Annotated in this window: 17 protein-coding genes; 6 read left to right on the top strand and 11 right to left on the bottom strand. The window is 73.6% G+C overall.

Going from position 1 to position 18,432, the window contains the following annotated elements; translation table 11 throughout:
- Positions 1-287: 287 nt before the first annotated feature.
- From OOJ98_RS33575 to OOJ98_RS33555, 5 genes are all read left to right on the top strand, one after another.
- Positions 288-1,448, top strand: coding sequence for a Dyp-type peroxidase (locus OOJ98_RS33575; RefSeq protein ID WP_267058912.1), 1,161 nt, complete (start codon positions 288-290; stop codon positions 1,446-1,448).
- A 108-nt stretch (positions 1,449-1,556) separates the two neighbouring features.
- Entirely contained in the window at positions 1,557-2,708 is a 1,152-nt protein-coding gene (locus OOJ98_RS33570; protein WP_267058911.1) for an FAD-binding oxidoreductase, read from the top strand.
- A gap of 313 nt (positions 2,709-3,021) precedes the next feature.
- Complete coding sequence (locus tag OOJ98_RS33565; RefSeq protein WP_267058910.1) at positions 3,022-3,336, top strand: (2Fe-2S)-binding protein; 315 nt, start codon at positions 3,022-3,024, stop codon at positions 3,334-3,336.
- The gene (locus OOJ98_RS33560) at positions 3,326-4,828 is read left to right on the top strand and encodes an NAD(P)/FAD-dependent oxidoreductase (protein ID WP_267058909.1); all 1,503 of its coding nucleotides are present in this window, start codon (positions 3,326-3,328) and stop codon (positions 4,826-4,828) included. The genes OOJ98_RS33565 and OOJ98_RS33560 overlap by 11 nt, the downstream gene beginning before the upstream one ends.
- 75 nt (positions 4,829-4,903) lie before the next feature.
- Positions 4,904-5,590, top strand: coding sequence for a GntR family transcriptional regulator (locus tag OOJ98_RS33555; RefSeq protein ID WP_267058908.1), 687 nt, complete (start codon positions 4,904-4,906; stop codon positions 5,588-5,590).
- A gap of 670 nt (positions 5,591-6,260) precedes the next feature.
- Here the strand turns inward: OOJ98_RS33555 and OOJ98_RS33550 are convergent.
- The 3 genes from OOJ98_RS33550 to OOJ98_RS33540 all read right to left on the bottom strand — a co-directional run bounded on the left by OOJ98_RS33550 (position 6,261) and on the right by OOJ98_RS33540 (position 7,545).
- Positions 6,261-6,587 carry a MerR family transcriptional regulator gene (locus OOJ98_RS33550; RefSeq protein ID WP_267058907.1) on the bottom strand — a complete coding sequence of 109 codons (327 nt, stop codon included), beginning with the start codon at positions 6,585-6,587 and terminating at the stop codon, positions 6,261-6,263.
- Positions 6,588-6,759: 172 nt separating this feature from the next.
- Positions 6,760-7,068 (bottom strand): SCO5918 family protein, encoded by a 309-nt coding sequence (locus OOJ98_RS33545; RefSeq protein ID WP_267058906.1) that lies wholly within the window; start codon positions 7,066-7,068, stop codon positions 6,760-6,762.
- Positions 7,069-7,341: 273 nt separating this feature from the next.
- On the bottom strand, positions 7,342-7,545 hold the full coding sequence (locus tag OOJ98_RS33540) for a cold-shock protein (protein ID WP_267058905.1): 204 nt from the start codon (positions 7,543-7,545) through the stop codon (positions 7,342-7,344).
- A gap of 330 nt (positions 7,546-7,875) precedes the next feature.
- Between OOJ98_RS33540 and OOJ98_RS33535 the strand changes: the two genes are divergently transcribed.
- Complete coding sequence (locus tag OOJ98_RS33535; protein WP_267058904.1) at positions 7,876-11,034, top strand: BTAD domain-containing putative transcriptional regulator; 3,159 nt, start codon at positions 7,876-7,878, stop codon at positions 11,032-11,034.
- Here OOJ98_RS33535 and OOJ98_RS33530 read toward each other — a convergent pair.
- The 8 genes from OOJ98_RS33530 to OOJ98_RS33495 form a co-directional block, all read right to left on the bottom strand.
- Positions 11,012-11,806 (bottom strand): ABC transporter permease, encoded by a 795-nt coding sequence (locus OOJ98_RS33530; protein ID WP_267058903.1) that lies wholly within the window; start codon positions 11,804-11,806, stop codon positions 11,012-11,014. The genes OOJ98_RS33535 and OOJ98_RS33530 overlap by 23 nt on opposite strands.
- Entirely contained in the window at positions 11,803-12,786 is a 984-nt protein-coding gene (locus OOJ98_RS33525; protein ID WP_267058902.1) for an ATP-binding cassette domain-containing protein, read from the bottom strand. The genes OOJ98_RS33530 and OOJ98_RS33525 overlap by 4 nt, the downstream gene beginning before the upstream one ends.
- Before the next feature lie 239 nt (positions 12,787-13,025).
- A complete protein-coding gene (locus OOJ98_RS33520) occupies positions 13,026-13,463 on the bottom strand; it encodes an ester cyclase (RefSeq protein ID WP_267058901.1) in 438 nt (145 codons plus the stop codon).
- 130 nt (positions 13,464-13,593) lie between these two features.
- Complete coding sequence (locus tag OOJ98_RS33515; RefSeq protein WP_267058900.1) at positions 13,594-14,010, bottom strand: molybdopterin-binding protein; 417 nt, start codon at positions 14,008-14,010, stop codon at positions 13,594-13,596.
- Positions 14,011-14,183: 173 nt separating this feature from the next.
- A complete protein-coding gene (gene menC / locus OOJ98_RS33510) occupies positions 14,184-15,287 on the bottom strand; it encodes an o-succinylbenzoate synthase (RefSeq protein ID WP_267059094.1) in 1,104 nt (367 codons plus the stop codon).
- A 5-nt stretch (positions 15,288-15,292) separates the two neighbouring features.
- Positions 15,293-16,120: a GNAT family N-acetyltransferase gene (locus tag OOJ98_RS33505; RefSeq protein ID WP_267058899.1), complete on the bottom strand. Its 828-nt coding sequence runs from the start codon at positions 16,118-16,120 to the stop codon at positions 15,293-15,295.
- Positions 16,117-17,199 carry a M20 family metallopeptidase gene (locus OOJ98_RS33500; RefSeq protein ID WP_267059093.1) on the bottom strand — a complete coding sequence of 361 codons (1,083 nt, stop codon included), beginning with the start codon at positions 17,197-17,199 and terminating at the stop codon, positions 16,117-16,119. The genes OOJ98_RS33505 and OOJ98_RS33500 overlap by 4 nt, the downstream gene beginning before the upstream one ends.
- A gap of 164 nt (positions 17,200-17,363) precedes the next feature.
- Positions 17,364-18,410, bottom strand: coding sequence for a dipeptidase (locus tag OOJ98_RS33495; RefSeq protein WP_267058898.1), 1,047 nt, complete (start codon positions 18,408-18,410; stop codon positions 17,364-17,366).
- Positions 18,411-18,432: the final 22 nt, after the last annotated feature.

Here is an 18,432-nt window from a genome sequence, read left to right as displayed (position 1 = left end):
GATAACAGAAAACGGATGACAGATATCGGCCGCCCTCCGTCAGATGCTGCATGGTGCCAGCCGGAGGGGAGGTAACACGTGGCACGGTGACGAAGCCCATATCCCGATGGGACGGATGGGCCGGACGGGATGGGCCGGACGGGGTGGGCGGGGCGGGGTGGGCGGGGCGGGGGTGCCGGGCGCCTCCGGATCGGGCGGCGCGCAGCCGCGGAGACGGGGGCGCGAGGCCCCGCGGGTGTATCGTGCCGAGCACCTCTCTCCTGAAATGTACTGTTTTGTACGACCACTTGAGTGACTCCGGGTTCCGGCGCCGCACCCTTCTCGCCACCCTCCCCGTGGCCTTCGCGGTGAGCGGCTGCGACGCCGCCGTGCCGCGCCGCCCGCGCGCGGAGCGGCCCGTCCAGGGGCCCCCGCCGGGACCGGTGCGGCAGGCCGGGGTGGTCGAGCCTCCGCAGCGGCATCTGCTCTTCGTCTCCTACGACCTCACCCCGGGCACCCGGGGGGCGCCGGGCCGGGACGCGGTGCGCCGGCTGCTCGCGCGGTGGAGCGAGCTGCTCGCGGGGGCGGCTCCGGGGCCCACCGCGACCGTCGGCATCGGACCCGCCCTGCCGGGGCGCATCGGCATCGGAGCGCCCGAGGCCCTCCTCGACCTGCCCGCGCTCGCGGGGGAGCACCTGGACGCGGGCCTGGGCGGCGGCGAGATCGGCGTACAGATCTGTGCGCGCGATCCCCAGGGCTGTGAGCGGCTGGCCGGTCTGCTCGCGGCCGCGGGGGCCGGTGTGCTGCGGCCCCGCTGGCGCCAGGGCGCGTTCCTGCCGCCGGAGGGGGCCGGCCCGGGTGCCGGTTCCGGCGGCGGTTCCGGCGGCGGCGCGTTCGCGCCCCCGCGGGACGGGGAGACCCCGCGCGACCTCCTCGGCTTCCGGCACGGCTCGGCGAATCCCACGGCGGCGGAGAGCGAACGCTGGGTCTGGCTGGCGGGCCCGGGGCCCTACGCCGACGGGACGTTCCTGGTCGTGCGACGGGTGCGGCTGCGCGTGGCGGAGTTCGGGCGGCTGCCCGTGGCCCGGCAGGAGCAGATCATCGGGCGCCGCAAACGGGGCGGCGAGCCGCTCGGCGGAGGCCGCGAGCACGACCCGGCCGACGTGAACGTCCGTACCCCGGACGGCGGTTACGTGCTGCCCGCCGACGCTCACGTACGTCTCGCGGATCACCGGCTCGACGGGGGTGCGCGGATGCTGCGGCGCGCCTACTCCTACGAGAACAGCGCCGCCGACCGGGGGCTGTTCCTCCTGGCGTACCTGAGGGATCCGGCGCTCTTCGTGCGGGTGCGGCAGCGGCTCGCCGCCGGGGACGCGCTCAACGCCTATGCGGAGCAGTACGGTTCGGCGCTCTTCTACGTGCTGCCGGGGGCGACGGAGGGGCGCCCGCTCGGCAGCACGGTCCTCTGAGCGCGTACCCGGTGGGTGCGTACCCGGGGACGTACCCGGGGAGCGCGTACCCGGCCGGGTACGCCCCTTGGCAGCGACGGTGCCATGTGAAATATTACTGACGTGCCCATGAGATCCATGAGAAACACCGCGGATGTCATCGTGGTGGGCGCGGGGGTCGTGGGGGCCGCCTGCGCCTACTACGCGACCCGCGCCGGTCTGCGGGTCACCGTGCTCGACCGGGGCCCGGTGGCCGGCGGAACCACGGGGTCGGGGGAGGGGAACCTCCTGGTCTCCGACAAGGAGCCCGGCCCCGAGCTCGAACTCGCCCTGCTCTCCACCCAGTTGTGGCAGGAGCTTGTTGGGCTGCTCCCGTCGCGGATCGAGTACGAGCCCAAGGGCGGTCTCGTCGTCGCCCGTGACGGGGCGGGGATGGCCGCGCTGCGGGAGTTCGCGGCGGGCCAGACCAAGGCGGGCGTCACCACGCACGAGGTCGCGGGCGACCGGCTGCACGACCTGGAGCCGCATCTGGCGCCGGGTCTCGCGGGGGGCTTCCACTATCCGCAGGACGCCCAGGTCATGCCCGCGCTCGCCGCCGCCCATCTGCTGCGCGCCTCGGGCGCCGAGGTCCGGCTCGGCCACGAGGTCACCGCCCTGCTCACCGGCGCCGACGGCGCGGTGCGCGGGGTGCGGACCTCCACCGAGGTGCTGTACGCGCCGAACGTGGTCAACGCGGCCGGCACCTGGGGCGGCGAACTGGCCCGGCTGGCGGGCGCGTTCCTGCCGGTGCTGCCCCGGCGCGGCTTCGTGCTCGTCACCGAGCCGCTGCCGCGCGTGGTGCGGCACAAGGTGTACGCGGCGGACTACGTGGCCGACGTGGCCAGCGACTCCGCCGCGCTCCAGACCTCCCCCGTGGTCGAGGGCACCCCGGCCGGGCCCGTCCTCATCGGGGCGAGCCGCGAGCGGGTCGGCTTCGACCGCACCCTGTCCGTCGACGCGGTGAGCCGCCTCGCGGCGGGCGCGAGCGCGCTCTTCCCGGTCCTGGCCGGGGTACGGGTGCTGCGTACGTATGCGGGGTTCCGCCCCTATCTGCCGGACCACCTTCCGGCGATCGGCGCCGATCCGCGGGTGCCGGGCCTGTCGCACGCGTGCGGCCACGAGGGGGCGGGGATCGGGCTGGCCCCGGCGACGGGGTGGCTCGTCGCGGAGAGCCTGTTCGGCGCGCAACTGCCCGCATACGCGGGGGCGTTCGACCCGGGACGCTTCGATGCGCGGCGCTGACGCAGCCCGCCCGGCCTTCGAGCACAGCGCAGGCCCACCCGCGCACTTCCCCGCGCCCCTGACTCCTCGATGCCGGGCGGCATCTTCAGCCCGTCATGGGGGTCCCCCGTGGCCCTCAAGGCCTTGGGGGAGATCGAGGACGAACGCCCTTCAGGCGCGAACGGGGTCTGGGGCGGAGCCCCAGGGGTCTCTACCTCAGCCCGTCTCCCACCCCCGGAGGGTTTCGGGAAGGGGCGGGGTGGGGCCTCCCGGGGTCTGGGGCGGAGCCCCCGGGGGTCGATGGGTCGGTGGGGGTCGAGGGAAGGAGAGGTCTGTGCGGCGAAGTCCTAGGGAGCTGGCCGGGGCCCGGCCGGGGCCGGCGCTGGAGATCACGGTCGACGGCCGTGCCGTGCCCGCGCTGCCCGGCCAGTCCGTCGCCGCGGCGCTGTGGGCGGCGGGGATCCTCTCCTGGCGCACCACGCGCGTCGGGGGCCGCCCCCGGGGAGCCTTCTGCGGGATCGGCCAGTGCTACGACTGCCTCGCGACAGTCAACGGCACGCCCAACCGCCGGGCCTGCCTGGTGCCCGTGGCGGCCGGCGACGAGATCACCACACAGGAGGGGGACGGGCGTGCGGGACATGGCGTCTGAGACGGGGGCGGCAGGCTCCGCCGAGCCGGAGGCGTACGACCTCGTCGTGATCGGGGGCGGTCCCGCCGGCCTCGCGGGAGCAGTCACCGCGTCCGAACTCGGTCTGCGAGTCGCCCTGTTGGACCTTGCCGAACGGGTCGGCGGGCAGTTCTACCGGCAGCCCGCCGCCGCCCTCCGCGCCGGCCGGCCCGAGGCGCTGCACCACGACTGGGACGCCTTCGCCGTGCTGCGCGAGCGGCTGGCGGCCGGCGGTGTCACCCACCTCGCGCGCCACCACGTATGGGCCGTCGAGCGCCACGACGCCACCGCGTGGACCGTGCACGCCGTCACCGGTGCCGATGGCGACGAGGAGCGGCCGGTACGGGTGCGGGCGCGCGCCGTGCTGCTGGCGACCGGCGCGTACGAACGCCAACTCCCCTTCCCCGGCTGGACGTTGCCGGGGGTCGTCGGGGCCGGTGGCGCGCAGGCCATGCTCAAGGCGGGGCTCGTGCTGCCCGGCAAGCGGGTCGTCGTCGCGGGCAGCGGGCCGCTGCTCCTGGCCGTCGCCTCCTCGCTCGTCACGGCCGGCGCGGACGTCCCGGCCGTGATCGAGGCGGCCGGCTACCTCGGCTACGCCCGCCGGCCCGGCGCGCTCGTCGCCAACCCGCACAAGCTCGCCGAGGCCGCGGTGCACGGCGCGGCGCTCCTGCGCCACCGGGTGGCGCTGCGCACGCGCAGCGCGGTGACCGCGGTGCACGGCGCCGAGCGCGTCGAGGCGGTCACCGTGGCCCGGCTCGACCCGCGCTGGCGCCCGGTGCCGGGCACGGAACGCGAGATCGCCTGCGACGCGCTGGCCGTCGGCCACGGCCTGGTCCCGGCGATCGACCTGGGCACCACCCTCGGCTGTGCGACCCGCCGCACGCCCGACGGCACGCTCGCGCTGGCCCTCGACCGCCGTCAGGAGACGTCCGTACGGGGCGTGTGGGCTGCGGGCGAGCCCGGCGGGGTCGGTGGGGCACAACTGGCGTGTGTGGAAGGCGAGTTGGCGGCCATGGCCATCGCGGCGCGGCTCGGGCGGCATCCCGGGCCGGGAGGCCGCGTACGGCAGTTGCGGAACCGCCGGGGCCGTCTTCGCCGGTTCGGCGAGGCCATGGCGGCCGCGCACGCGCCCGGACCCGGCTGGCCGGACTGGCTGCGCGACGACACCGAGGTGTGCCGCTGCGAGGAGGTGAGCGCGGGCGGGATCCGCGAGGCCGTCGAGGAGTACGGCGCCCGTGACGCCCGTACGGTGAAGCTGCTCACCCGGGCCGGCATGGGATGGTGCCAGGGGCGGACGTGCGGCACGGCCGTGTCCTGCCTCGCGGGCGGGGCCAAACCTCCGGCCGAGCGACGGCCGTTGGGGGCGCCGGTACCGCTCGGGGCGCTGGCCGCCCTCGCACCGGCGGACGGGGCGGCCCGGGGAGGCGCGGCGGGGGGTGACGGCGCCGGTGGGAGCGCCGGTGGGAGCGCGTAACCGTGCGCATCGCGGCCGGTCGGAAAAGCAACGTGACATTGTACTCTGGTGCTCCGCTCGGTACGGAGGAACACCATGGGGCACCTGAAGCAGAGCAAGGTCATCACCACCACCGAGCGGCTGCGCGACCAGGTGGCCCATGCCCTGCGCGCGGCGTTGATCTCCGGTGAACTGCGCCCCGGCCAGGTCTACTCGGCGCCCGGCCTCGCCGAGGACTTCGGCATCTCCGCGACCCCCGTGCGCGAGGCGATGCTCGACCTCGCGCGGGAGGGCCTGGTGGAGCCCGTACGCAACAAGGGGTTCCGGGTCACCGAGGTCAACGAGCGCGACCTCGACCAGTACACCGAGATCCGGGCGCTGATCGAGGTCCCCATGATCGGCCGGATCACCCGCAGCGCGGACCGCGCCGACCTGGAGGCGCTGCGGCCGGTCGCCGAGGAGATCGTGCGCGCCGCCCGCGACCACGACCTCATCGGCTACCTGGAGGCCGACCGCCGCTTCCACCTCTCGCTGCTCGCGCTGTCCGGGAACGAGCGTCTGGTGGAGACCGTGGGTGACCTGCGCAAGCGCTCGCGCCTGTACGGTCTGACCGCGCTCGACCAGCGCGACGAGCTGATCCCCTCCGCGGAGGAGCACATCGAGCTGCTCGACCTCATGCTCGCGGGGGAGGCCAGGGCGGCCGAGAAGTGCATGACGCGGCATCTCGGCCACGTCCGCTCCCTCTGGGCCCGAAGCGAGGCCGCATCCCCCCACCTCCGCTGACACCGGACGGGCTGAGGATGTGCCGCAGCCGAAGGCGGGGTTGCCTGGGGCTCTGCCCCAGACCCCGTGTCGCGCCTTAAGGGCGCTCGTCCTCAATCGCCGGACGGGCTGGGGTGGCCTGCACTGGGCATGCCGCCAAGGCCGGCCCACCCAGGGGCGCGGGGAACTGCGCGAGACGCGGGCACGGTCCGCACCCGAAAGCGGGGTTGCCTGGGGCTCCGCCCCAGACCCCGTTCGCGCCTTAAGGGCGCTCGTCCTCAATCGCCGGACGGGCTGAGGTGGCCTCTGCTGGGCATGCCGCCCAGGTCGCCCCACCTGGGGGCGCGGGGAACTGCGCGAGAAGCGGGCACGGTCCGCACCCGAGGGCGGGGTTGCCTGGGGCTCCGCCCCAGACCCCGGTTCGCGCCTGAACGGCGCTCGTCCTCAATCGCCGGACGGGCTGAGGTGGCCTCTGCTGGGCATGCCGCCCAGGCCGGCCCACCCAGGGGCGCGGGGAACTGCGCGGGACGCGAGCACGGTCCGCAGACGAAGGCGGGGTGTCCTGGGGTGGGCATGCTGCCAAAGGCCGACCCACCTGGGGGCGCGGGGAACTGCGCGGGACGCGGGCACGGTCCGTAGCCGAAGGCGGGGTGGCTGGGGATGCTGATGCCGGGCGCCCTGCCAAGGGGGCCTACTCCGGGTGGGGGGATTCCGCGCGGTACTGGGCGTTGAGCCGCTGCGCCTCCTCCAGCTGGTCCTCCAGGATCACGATGCGGCACGCCGCCTCGACCGGCGTGCCCTGGTCGACGAGCTCCCGGGCCCGCGCCGCGATCCGCAACTGGTAGCGCGAGTACCGCCGGTGGCCCCCCTCCGACCGCAGCGGCGCGATCAGCCGCGCCTCACCCAGCGCCCGCAGGAACGCCGGGCTCGCGCCGATCAGTTCGGCGGCCCGGCCCATCGTGTAGGCGGGGTAGTCGTCGTCGTCCAGTCGGCCGCTCAGGGGGCTGTCCGCTGTCATGTCACCTCTTTGTGCAACGCGTCGAGAGGCCCGGACACCGCACGGCACCGCGCACCGAGACCCCGGGGAATTCAACACCATCGCGCGGGCACGGCGGGGCGGCACATGGCGAAGGGCCCCGCCGGTGTGTCGGCGGGGCCCTGGGCGCGGTGCGGTGCGGTGTGGCCGGGCGCTAGGCCAGCGCGGACACGCCGAGCAGCGCGGACGCCGTCTCCAGCGGGGTCATCGCGCGCGCCGGCTCCGCCTCGGGCAGCGCCTGGCAGGTGAAGCCGAGGCGGGTCATCGCCCGGGTCACCTCCTGCGCGCTGAAGTCGCGGCGGTCCTGGCGGGTCACGACCTCGCCCACCTGCTTCACCGGGTAGTGACGGCGGCCGATGAGGACGGACTCACCCACGATGGGCTCGGGCTTGATGCCCTTCATGGAGGCCACCACCCCGCTCTTGGTGAGATCGAACGGGAAGCGGGCGATGACGCAGCGCATGATGCCTCACAGGGAGCGAAAGGAATGGAATTCCCGGGGAAAGGGGCGCGGGGCGGAGAAAGCCTCGAATGCGGGTGAGCCGATGGATGTACCGCGACGGGACGTATCCGATATCGAGATATGCGGTACGCGGCGAAGGGCAAGCGGTGGGCGCATCGGGCTTCCCGGTGGCGTATTCCGGAGCGTAATGCTTGCGGCGCGCGGCGCCGGAAATGCGACGAGCCGGGGCTCGCACCCCAAGGTGCGGGCCCCGGCTCGGAAGTGCGCGTCGCGTCAGGCGGGAACGATGTTCTCGGCCGTCGGGCCCTTCTGGCCCTGCGCGATGTCGAAGTTCACCTTCTGGCCTTCCAGAAGCTCGCGGAAGCCCTGGGCGGCAATGTTCGAGTAGTGGGCGAACACGTCCGGGCCGCCACCCTCCTGCTCGATGAAGCCGAAGCCCTTTTCTGCGTTGAACCACTTCACGGTACCGGCAGCCATGTCAATCTCCTTCGGGGCATTTCCCGGAACCCACACCGTGCGGGCTCCGCGTCACTGCGATGATTACCCCGCCCGGAGAACAAATGCTCGGGACATACAAAAGAGCATCCGGCGGCACGGAGGCCGACACGGTCGCCCGAAGTTTTGGGAACCACAACTGCAACTGATATCGACCCTAGCACGACGTACCGTGAGCGCACGGTAAATAATTCCTTTCCGCCGGTCGCACAAGAAATCCTTCCAGGGCGTCGCTTCGATTTCTCTCACGGCGGAGACAGATATTTTTGACCACCCGGGTCCGCGGGGCGCCGCGCTGACTACGCTGCACGGGTGACCACCGAGTTGACCTTGCTGACGCGCGTCGCCTACCGGGGCCAGGAAGTGACCGCGCCGCGCCTGCGCGGCCTCCTCGCGCTGCTCGCCGAAGACCTGCGGGCCGGATGCAGTACCGGCCGGCTCGTGGAGGGGCTGTGGACCGGGGAGTTGCCGGAGCGGCCCGGCAAGGCGGTGCAGGTGCTGGTGTCGCGGGTGCGGGCGCAGCTCGGCCCCGACGTCATCGCCAGCACCCCGGCCGGCTACCGCCTCGCCCTCGCCGACCACGAAGTCGACAGCTCCGCACTGCTGTTGCACGCGGCGGCGAGCGAGGCGCGGGCCGTGGCCGGTGAGCACGAGGAGGCGCTCGCCGAGGCGGAGGCCGGGCTCGCGCTGTGGGACGGGGCCGTGGACGCCGCCGCCGGCGAGGACCTGCACGATCCGGTCGCGGCGCTGCGCCTGGCGCGCACCGCGGCGCACGCCGCCCTCGACCGGTCGAGGGCGCTCGCGCTGGCCCGGCTCGGGCGACGCGCCGACGCGCTGCGCCCCCTGGTCCGCCTCGCCCGCGAGCTGCCCCGGGACGAGGAGGTGCTCGCGGAGCTGCTGCGCTGCGAGGCGGCCACCACCGGCCCCGCCGCCGCGCTCACCCGGTTCGACACCTACCGGCGTGCCCTGCGCGACGATCTCGGCGCCGACCCCGGCGGCGAACTCACCTCCGTACACCAGGAGTTGCTGCGCGGGGAGGCGCCGCTGGTGCGGCACGGTGTGCTGCACGAGCCCAATCCGCTGCTCGGCCGGGACGCCGATGTCGCCGCCCTGACCCGGCTGTTGCGGACCGCGCGGGTCGCCACGGTCGTCGGGCCCGGCGGGCTCGGCAAGACGCGGCTCGCCCACGCCGTGGGCCGCGAGGCGGAGCAGCGGGTGGTGCACTTCGTCCCGCTGGCCGGTGTCACCGCCGACGACGACGTGGCCGCGGAGGTGGCCTCGGTGCTCGGCGCGGGTCCCGCCCGCGGGCTGCCGGGGCACGCCGGGATCGTCGCGGGCATCGTCGGCGCGCTCGGCACGGGTCCCGCGCTGCTCGTCCTCGACAACTGCGAGCACGTCATCCGCGGCGCCGCCGAACTCGTACGGGCCCTGGTGTCGCGCTCCAGGGAGCTGCGGGTGCTCGCCACCAGCCGGGCGCCGCTGGGTCTCACCTCGGAGTCGGTGTACGCGCTGCCGGAGCTCGGCCTCGCCTCGACCACCGAACTGTTCCGCCAGCGCGCCAGGGCCGCGCGTCCCGACGCCGAGCTCGACGAGCGGGCCGTGCAGGAGCTGTGCCGTCAGCTCGACGGTCTTCCGCTCGCGGTGGAGCTGGCCGCGGCGCGCGTACGGGTGCTGTCCGTGCCGGAGATCGCCCGGCGCCTGGGCGACCGGTTCGCGCTGCTGCGCGGCGGCGGCCGCGATGTGCCGGAGCGCCACCGCACCCTGCGCGCGGTCGTCGAGTGGAGCTGGAACCTGCTCGAACCCGAGGCGCAGGCGGCGCTGCGCGTCCTGTCGGTGTTCCCCGGCGGCTTCCGGGAGCAGGCCGCCGAGCGCGTACTCGGCGACGACGCGCTGTTCCTCCTCGAACAGCTCGCCGACCAGTCGCTGATCAAGGCGGCCGACACGACGACCGGGGTGCGTTTCCACATGCTGGAGACGGTCCGCGAGTTCAGCGCGGCCCGCCGCGCGGAGGCCGGGCAGGAGGAGGCCGTCGTCGACGCCTTCCTCGCCTGGGCGCGGGACTTCGGCCGGGCCCACCACGACACCCTGTTCAGCCCCGACTCGCTGCGGTCCTGGGAACTGACCCGCGCGGAGCAGGACAACCTCTCCCTCGCGCTGCGCCACGCCCTCACCCGCGACGACGGCCCCACCCTCGCCGGCCTGACCGCGGTCCTCGCCTCGCTGTGGGCCACCGACTCCAACTACAGCCGGCTGACCGGCCTCGCCGCCGACACCGCGGGACCGCTCTCGCACTTCCGGCCGGGCCCCGACGACGTCGAGCCCGCCCGCAGTGCCGCCGTGGTGTGCACGCTCAGCCTCTTCATGGGCTACGGGCCGCACGCCGTACGGCAGTTGGTGACCCTGCGCCGGCTTCCGCCCGCCGAGCCGGACACCCTGATGCGGGCCCTCGACGCGGTGCTGCGCGCCCTGCCCGAGGTGCATCCGCCGCACTACGCGCGGCTGCACGAGCTGTGCGCGTCGCCGACGCCGCTGCTCGCGGGGGTCGCGGAGTGCTTCGCGAGCTATGTGTGGGAGTACGAGCGTGACGTGGACCGCGCCCTGGAATCGGCCCGCCGGGGCCTGGACGCCCTGACCGGGCTGGGCAATCCGGCCACCGCGATGCTCGGCCACGGCCGGATCAGCGAGCTGTGCCTGCAGACCGAGCGGGGCGAGGAGGCGTACCGCCATCTGATGGCTGCGCTGAACGTCCTGGAGCGGAGCGGCGACTGGTCGGACGCGGCGGGCTGGTACGACTCGGCGGGGCTGCGGTGGGCGCTGGTCCTGGCCTGTCTGCAACGCGGCGAGATCGACGAGGCGGAGCGCTGGCTGGAGCTGGCCGCGCTCGAACAGGCACCGGAGCCGGCCCAGGTGTTCAGCGCGGAGCTCGGCTCGCGCGCGGAGATCGCGTTGCTGCGGGGGCTGACCGAGGTGGGGCTCGGGCTGTGGCGCAAGGCGGTGGCGCAGCTGCGGGACGCCGACGCGCTCTACCCCGACGATCCGTTCGTGGGCACCTGGTCGATGCAGATCCAGGCGACGGCCGTGGCCGCGCACGCCCGCCACGGGCGCCTGGAGCTGGTGGCGGAGCTGTCCGCCGAACTCCTCTGCAGCGCACAGGAGTTGCTGGTCCGTTCGCCCGGCGAGGGCAGCCCCGCGGAGCTTCCGGTCTCCGGCACCATGCTGCTCGCCCTCGGTCTCGCCGAGCTGGCGCGGGGCGGGCGTGCGGGCGTACGGCTGCTCGCGCTCGCGGAGCGGATGCGGGTGCACCGGGACTTCCCGACGATGTCCGCGGCCGGGGCCCGGCAGTGCGCCGAGGACGCCGACGGGGCGGCGTACGCCGACGCGGTGTCGGAGTACGCCGCCCTGGGGCGCGACGAGCTGGAGGGGGCCGCGGCGCTGGTGCTGCGCGGCATCAGCGCTGCGGGTCGCGGTTGAACTTGGCCTTCGACCAGAAGTAGCCGAGGAGGGTGAGGCCGACGGCCCAGCCGATGGCGAGCCAGCCGTTGTCGCCGATCTCCGTGCCGAGCAGCAGCCCGCGCAGGGTCTCGATGGCCGGGGTGAACGGCTGGTACTGGGCGATCGGCTGGAACCAGCCCGGCATGGAGTGCAGCGGCACGAACGCGCTGGACAGCAGCGGCAGCAGGATCAGCGGCATCGCGTTGTTGCTGGCGGCCTCGGCGTTCGGGCTGATCAGGCCCATGCCGACGGCGATCCAGGTGAGGGAGAGGGCGAAGAGCACGAGCAGTCCGAACGCCGCGAACCATTCGACGACGGTGGCGTCGGTGGAGCGGAAGCCGATGGCCACGCCGACGGCGCCGACGAGGACCACGCTCAGGATCGACTGGAGGACGCTGCCGATGACATGCCCGATGATCACTGAGCCGCGGTGGATCGCCATGGTGCGGAACCGGGCGATGATGCCCTCGGTCATGTCGTTGGAGACGGAGATCGCGGTGCCGACCACGGTGGAGCCGATGGTCATCAGGAGCAGGCCGGGCACGATGTAGGCGATGTACTTGGCCCGGTCGGGGCCGCCCGCGCCGATGCCCATGCTCATGGTGGAGCCGAAGATGTAGACGAAGAGCAGCAGCAGCATGATCGGCGTGAGCAGCAGGTTCAGGGTGAGCGAGGGGTAGCGCCGGGCGTGCAGCAGGTTGCGGCGCAGCATGGTCGAGGAGTCGCGCAGGGCGAGGGAGAGGGAACTCATCGGACGGTCTCCTTCTGGGTGGCGTCGGCCGGGGCGGCGGTGGTGAGGGGGTGGGCGGTGAGGGCGAAGAAGACGTCGTCGAGGTCGGGGGTGTGCACGGTCAGCTCGTCGGCCTCGATACCGGCGGCGTCCAGCCAGTCGAGGATGGCGCGCAGCTCGCGCTGGCTGCCGCCGCTCGGGATCTGCAGGGAGAGCGACTCGTCGTCGCGGGTCGCCTCGCGCAGCCCGGACGCCGCGTTCTCGTACGTCGCCGGGTCGGTGAAGCGGAGCCGGACGTGGCCGCCGGGCACGAGCCGCTTCAGTTCGCTCGCGGTGCCCTGGGCCACGAGCTTGCCGCCGTTCAACACGGCGATGCGGTCGGCGAGTTCATCGGCCTCGTCGAGGTACTGGGTGGTGAGGAAGACGGTGACGCCGCCCGCGACGAGGCCGCGGATGATGTTCCACATGGTGTGCCGGCTGCGCGGGTCGAGGCCGGTGGTGGGCTCGTCGAGGAAGATGATCCGGGGGCTGCCGACCAGGGTCATCGCGATGTCGAGGCGTCGGCGCATGCCGCCGGAGTAGGTGGAGGCGGGCTTCTTCGCGGCCTCCGTCAGGTCGAAGCGTTCGAGGAGTTCGGCGGCGATCCGGCGGCCCTCGCGCCGGGGCAGGTGGTGCAGGTCCGCCATGAGGAGCATGTTCTCCTCGCCGGTGATCAGGTTGTCGACGGCCGAGAACTGCCCGGTGACGCCGATCGCGGCGCGGACCGCCTGGCCGTCGGTGGCCAGGTCGTGCCCGGCGACCCTGAGGTCACCGGCGTCGGCGCCGATCAGGGTGGAGAGGATCTGCACGGCGGTGGTCTTGCCCGCGCCGTTGGGTCCGAGGAGCGAGAAGACGGTGCCGGCCGGTACGTGCAGGTCGATCCCGTCGAGGACGGTCTTGTCGCCGTAGGCCTTGCGCAGCCCGGTGGCTGAGATCGCGAGTTCCGAGGTCGTTGTCGTCATGCCGCAGAGCGTGCGGCCAAGCGAATTCAGCCCGGTTTCAGCCCGGTTTCACCCGGCCCTCGGCAGGGCGGCCGGCAGTGGCATCTTCAGCCTGTCCGCCCGTTCGGCCCCGGCCCACGGGGGCCGCCTCCGCCCGTCCGGCCTGTGCGGACGACCGCCTTTCGGGCGCGAACAGGGCCTGGGGCGGAGCCCCAGGGACCCTGTCGTGATGTGACGCGCCGGCGCGGCGTCGCCCAGGACTATCCCGACGTCCCACCGGGTGTCGGGATGGCGCCCAGCTGCTGAAGGAAGCCGAAGAGGTCCCTGTCCGACCACTTTTCGGCGAGCTTGCCGTTCTCGATGCGGTGAATCACCGTCGCCGTCATCGTGACCGGCCTGCCAGTGGCGGGGATGCCCGGGAGGTCCCCCTCGTGCACACCACGGGCCGTCAGCCGCGTCACGACTTTGTCGCCCTCCGCGACCTGGTCCTCGATCGTATGGGTCCCGCCGGGCGCGGCTTCCGAGAACAGGTGGAACACCTGCTTGAGTCCCTCGCGGCCGGGTGCGAGCCCCGGAAAGGCCGGCGGTGAGTGATCCTGGTAGCTCTCGGCCACGAGATCGGCCATCGCCTCCACGTCGCCCTCGTCGATCTCCCGGTAGAACCGGCGAATCAGCCTCTTGTTCTCCTCGGTGGACAATGGCACCCCTCTGCGTCGTCATCCGCGTCGCCGGAGCGACACATACGGCCCGCATCGTCACCCAGCGGCTCCCCTCGCCACGTCCTCGGCACACCACACCGCCGTGGACGTTCACCCGGAAGCACCGTCCTCAGATCGCGAGGGAGATTTCCGTGGACTTGATCAGCGCGACGACGGACGTGCCGGCCGTCAGGGAGAGGTCGGCCACCGCGTCCTTGGTGATCGCGGCCGTCAGCTCCCCGCCCTCGACATCGACCTTGACCGAAGCCATCGCGCCGCCGGTGGCGACGTCGGCGACGGTGCCGGGGATCTGGTTGCGGATGGACAGGCCCTCGACCGGCCCGGTGGCCAGGGACACCTCGGTCGACTTGATGAGCGTCCTGACCGCGGAGCCCTCGGCGAGACCCAGCTCCTTGACGGCCTCAAGGGTGATCGCGGCGGTGATGTCCTGGCCGCCGTCGAGGCGCACCTTGACGGTCGCCATGACCTCGCCCGCGGTGACGGAGGTGACGGTGCCGGCGATCTGGTTGCGGATGCTCAGGCTCATGGGAAAACGCCTCACGTAGATGGTTCCGGTTTGTCAGGCTTTGGCCTGCAACACGGTCCACGCTAGCGGTCCTGGGCGCGCCCGCTCGGCAAGGCGTCGCATACGCCATCCTCATGCGGCGATGCGGCTCGCAGCCACGGGGCGGACGGCGGCGCCCGCCCCCGCGGCAGGTGTCACAGGGCGAGCCACTCCGTCGACGTGGTGACCTCCTTGAGGAGGTCGGGGAGCGGCTCGACACCGAGGCCCGGCCCCGTCGGGACGGTGAGGTGGCCGTCGACCAGGACGAACGGCTCGGTGATGTCGGTGGCGAAGTAGCGGCGCGAGCCCGAGGTGTCGCCGGGCAGCGTGAACCCGGGCAGCGCGGCGAGCGCGACGTTGGCGGCGCGCCCGATGCCGGTCTCCAGCATGCCGCCGCACCAGACGGGGATGCCGTGGGCGCGGGCGAGGTCGTGGATGCGGCGGGCCTCCAGGTACCCGCCGACACGGGCCGGCTTGATGTTGATGACCGAGCACGAGCCGAGGGAGATGGCCGCCGCGGCGTGCGCCGCCGACTCGATGGACTCGTCCAGGCAGATCGGCGTCCGCAGCAGCCGCGCGAGCTGGGCGTGCTGCACGAAGTCGTCGTTGGCCAGGGGCTGTTCGATGAGCAGGAGGCCGAAGTCGTCGAGCTTGGCGAGGTGCTGGGCGTCCACCAGGGTGTAGGCGGCGTTGGCGTCGACCTGGAGCAGCAGGTCGTCGCCGAAGCGCTCGCGTACCGCGCGGACGGGCTCGACGTCCCAGCCGGGCTCGATCTTCAGCTTGATGCGGACGTAGCCCTCGGCGACATAGCCCTCAACGGCGTCGAGGAGCTCGGGGATGGAGTCCATGATGCCGACGGACACCCCGCACGGCACCCGGTCGCGCGCCGCGCCCAGGTAGGAGCCGAACGAGTCGCCCGTGGCGCGGAGCTGGGCATCGAGGACGGCGCTCTCCAGGGCGGACTTGGCCATGTGGTGCCCGGTGAAGGGTTCGAGCGCGCGGCCCACGGAGGCGGCGTCCACCCCGTTCTTGGGCAGCGCCGGGACGAGGAACTTGCGCAGCACGTCCTGGGCGCCGTCGACGTACTCGGAGCAGTAGCGCGGCTCGGACATGGCGGCGCACTCGGCCCACCCCTCGCCGTCCTCGGTGACGACGCGGACGAGCAGGACGTCGCGGCTGGTCTCCACGCCGAAGGAGGTACGGAACGGGGCGACGAGCGGCATCGCGATCCGGCGCAGTTCGACACCGGAGATCTTCAACGTGGTCACGGGGTGCTCCTGGTGGGCGCGGGGGTGGTCGGCGCGGGGGTGGGTGCGGGTGTGGTGCGGGGGCGGCGGCGGATCACATAGCTGCGCCGGTCGTGCAGGCCGACGACCCGGCCGCCCTCGGCGAGCAGGTCGCCGAGGCCCGCGCGCACGGCGTGCCGCCAGGCCTGGGCGGCGGCGGGGTCGGTGCGGCGCAGCGCCTCGATGTCGTCGGGCAGGTCGATGAGGACGAACTCGGCGTCGGTGGCGGCGAGTTCGGGCCGTCCCGCGCCGCCGCGGACCGCGTGGGCGGCACCGGCGGGGCGGGGGATGCCCCGGTCGCCGGGGGCGGGCGGTGGCGCGGACAGGTCCCAGGCCGCGAGGACCCGGTCGGACTCGTCGCCGCCGTTGATGGCGTCGTCCATCGCGCCGTAGAAGGAGCGCAGGTACTCCTCGGGGCGGGCGCCGAGCTTGGTGAGGTTGAAGTGGGCGTTGCGGCGGATGAGCGGGTCGTAGGTCCAGGTGATGCGCTTCAGGCCGCGGATCAGGGCCCACTGCCGCTGGTGGAGCTTGAGGGCGAGGCCCGCGCCGTGGCCGGGCAGCGCGCCCGTGATGTGGGAGTGCAGGGTGGTGCCGAGGGGCTCGCCGAAGAACGCGACGGACGCCCCCACGAGCCGCCCGTCGGCATAGGCGCCCGCCACATAGTTCCCGGCGTGGGACAGCGCGCGCATGACCTCCGCGGACATCGGCCCCTGGTCCGCCGGGGTGCCCCAGATGTCGGCGTACAGCCGGCTGACGGCCTCGAACTCCTCGGTGCTGTGCAGTTCGCGCACCTCGGGCGCGTTCACAGGAGCGCTCCGACCAGATCGGCCAGGAACCGGGTGCGGGGCACCATGTGCGCGGTCACCACATGTTCGTGGTCGGCGTGGGCGCCGTCGCCGACGGCGCCGAGCCCGTCGAGGGTGGGGCATCCCACGCCCGCGGTGTAGTTGCCGTCGGACGCGCCCCCGACGGAGGCCTCCTGGAGCGGGCCGAGCCCGGAGCGGACGGCCACCTCGCAGGCGAGCGCGAACAGGTCCTTGGAGCTCCCGGCGTCCAGGGGCGGCCGGTTGGGCCCGCCGTCGACCTCGATCCGGGCCTCCGGATGGCGGGGCGTGAGGGCGCGCATCAGCTCGTCGACCGTCCGCTGCGCCGCCGGTGTGGGGACCCGTACGTCGACGCTCAGCTCCGCGCGGGCCGGCACGGTGTTGGTGGTGGTGCCGGCCGACATGACGGTCGGGGTGATCGTGGTGCCCGGCCCCGTGCGGTCGGCGACGGTCGCGCTCATCTCCCCCAACGCCAGGAGCTGATGGGCGAGTTCGGTGGCGGCGTTGACGCCCTTCTCGGGTTCGAGCCCGGAGTGTGCGGCGCGCCCATGGACGGTGAGCTCGTAGTGGGAGACGCCCTTGCGGACGGTCTTGAGGGCGCCCCCGGTGGCCGACGCCTCCAGGACGAGCGCGGCGCCGCACCCGCGGGCCGCCTCCTCGATGAGTTCGCGCGAGGTGTCCGAGCCGACCTCCTCGTCGCCGGTGACCAGGACGCAGACGCCGTCGAGGGACGGCAGCAGGGCCAGTGCGTGGAACATCTGGACCAGACCGGCCTTCATGTCGAAGACGCCGGGCCCGCGGGCCACGCCCCGCTCCACCGAGAACGGGTGCGTGGTGAGGGTGCCCGTCGGCCAGACCGTGTCGTGGTGGCCGAGGAGCAGGACGCGCGGGGTGCCGAAGCTCCACCGCAGATGGGTCACGCCGTCCCGCACCAGGGTCTCCGGCCGGGCGCCGAGCAGCCGGCCGCCGAGGTCGGCCACGACCTGGGCGCTGCGGGCCACGGCCGCGAGGTCGGCGGAGTAGGACTCGCACGTCACGAGGGTTTCGAGGTCGGCGAGCATGGCGTCGAGGGACGGCGGCGCGGGGCGGGATGCGGGGTCGGCCTGCACGGGGGGATCCTCCAGAGGTGGGATGGCGCCACGCTAAACAGGCCGCCGCGAGCGGAGTTGGTGCGTGGGGCACAACATCGGGAGCGGATTCGTACCGCGGAACGAAGAAGTCCGGATCAGCCCCGGTGGCTGCCGAGGGGACGGCCCATGTGACGGTCCATCACTCGCCGCAGGTTGCCGCCGAGGACCTTGAGGACATCGTCCTCGCCGAAACCGCGCTCCACCAGAGCGCCGGTGACCAGCGGCATGCCCGCCGGGCCTTCGAGGCCGGGGAAGGTGAACAGGGGGTCCTCGTCGTCGAGGTTCTCGCAGCACGGCGGGGTGAGGTCGGTCATGACCTCCTGGACGAAGTCGGAGCCGAGCCCGACGTGGTCGATGCCGGTGACGGAGGCGATGTGCTCGATGTGGTCGGCGATCCGCTCGACGCCCACCGAGTCCTGGGTGTCGGTGAGGAAGTCCGGTACGAAGTTGACGCAGACCACGCCGCCCGTCGCGGCCACGCCCCGCAGGTGCTCGTCGGGCAGGTTGCGGTGGTGGTCGCGCAGCGCGCGGGCGCAGGAGTGGGTGGCGAGCACCGGGCGCCGGGCGATCTCCAGGACGTGATCGACGCCGCTCGCGCCCAGGTGGGAGAGGTCGAAGAGCATGCCGAGGCGTTCCATCTCGGCGAGCGCCGCCACCCCGGGCACGGTCAGGCGGCTGCCGGTGGCGTCCTCGCGGCTGCCGTCGGCGAGCGGGGTGCGGCCCCAGTGCGCGATCGAGGCGATCCGGACGCCGAGCCGGAACAGCGTCGAGAACAGCTCGACGTTCGCGTCCACGCCGGGGGCGCTCTCCAGGGCGAGGACGAGGGCGATCCGGCCCTGGGCGAGCGCCGCGTCGATCTCGTCGCCGTCCCGGCACAGGGCGACCTGGCCGGCGTTGCCCTCGGCCAGGACATGGGCGCACTCGATCATGCGAAGGGTCTGCCGGAGGGCGCCCTCGGGGCGGTGCTGGTCGTCGATGAAGACGGGCAGCACCTGGATGTCGATGCCGCCGGCGCGCAGCTGCGGCAGCCAGCGCTCGCGGAAGAAGCCGGCCCAGCGCCGGTGCGGCCGGGCGGCGACCGCCATGAGGAGGTCGTTGTGGGCGTCGGCGACGACGGCCCGGGTGTGGAGGTCGGGGGTCATGGGGGTGTCCTTCAACAGGGGT

The organism is Streptomyces sp. NBC_00083, assembly GCF_026343295.1.
Taxonomy (GTDB): Bacteria; Actinomycetota; Actinomycetes; order Streptomycetales; family Streptomycetaceae; genus Streptomyces.
The sequence above is the reverse complement of the archived record's forward strand: the minus strand, read 5'-3'. Positions and strand labels throughout refer to the sequence as shown.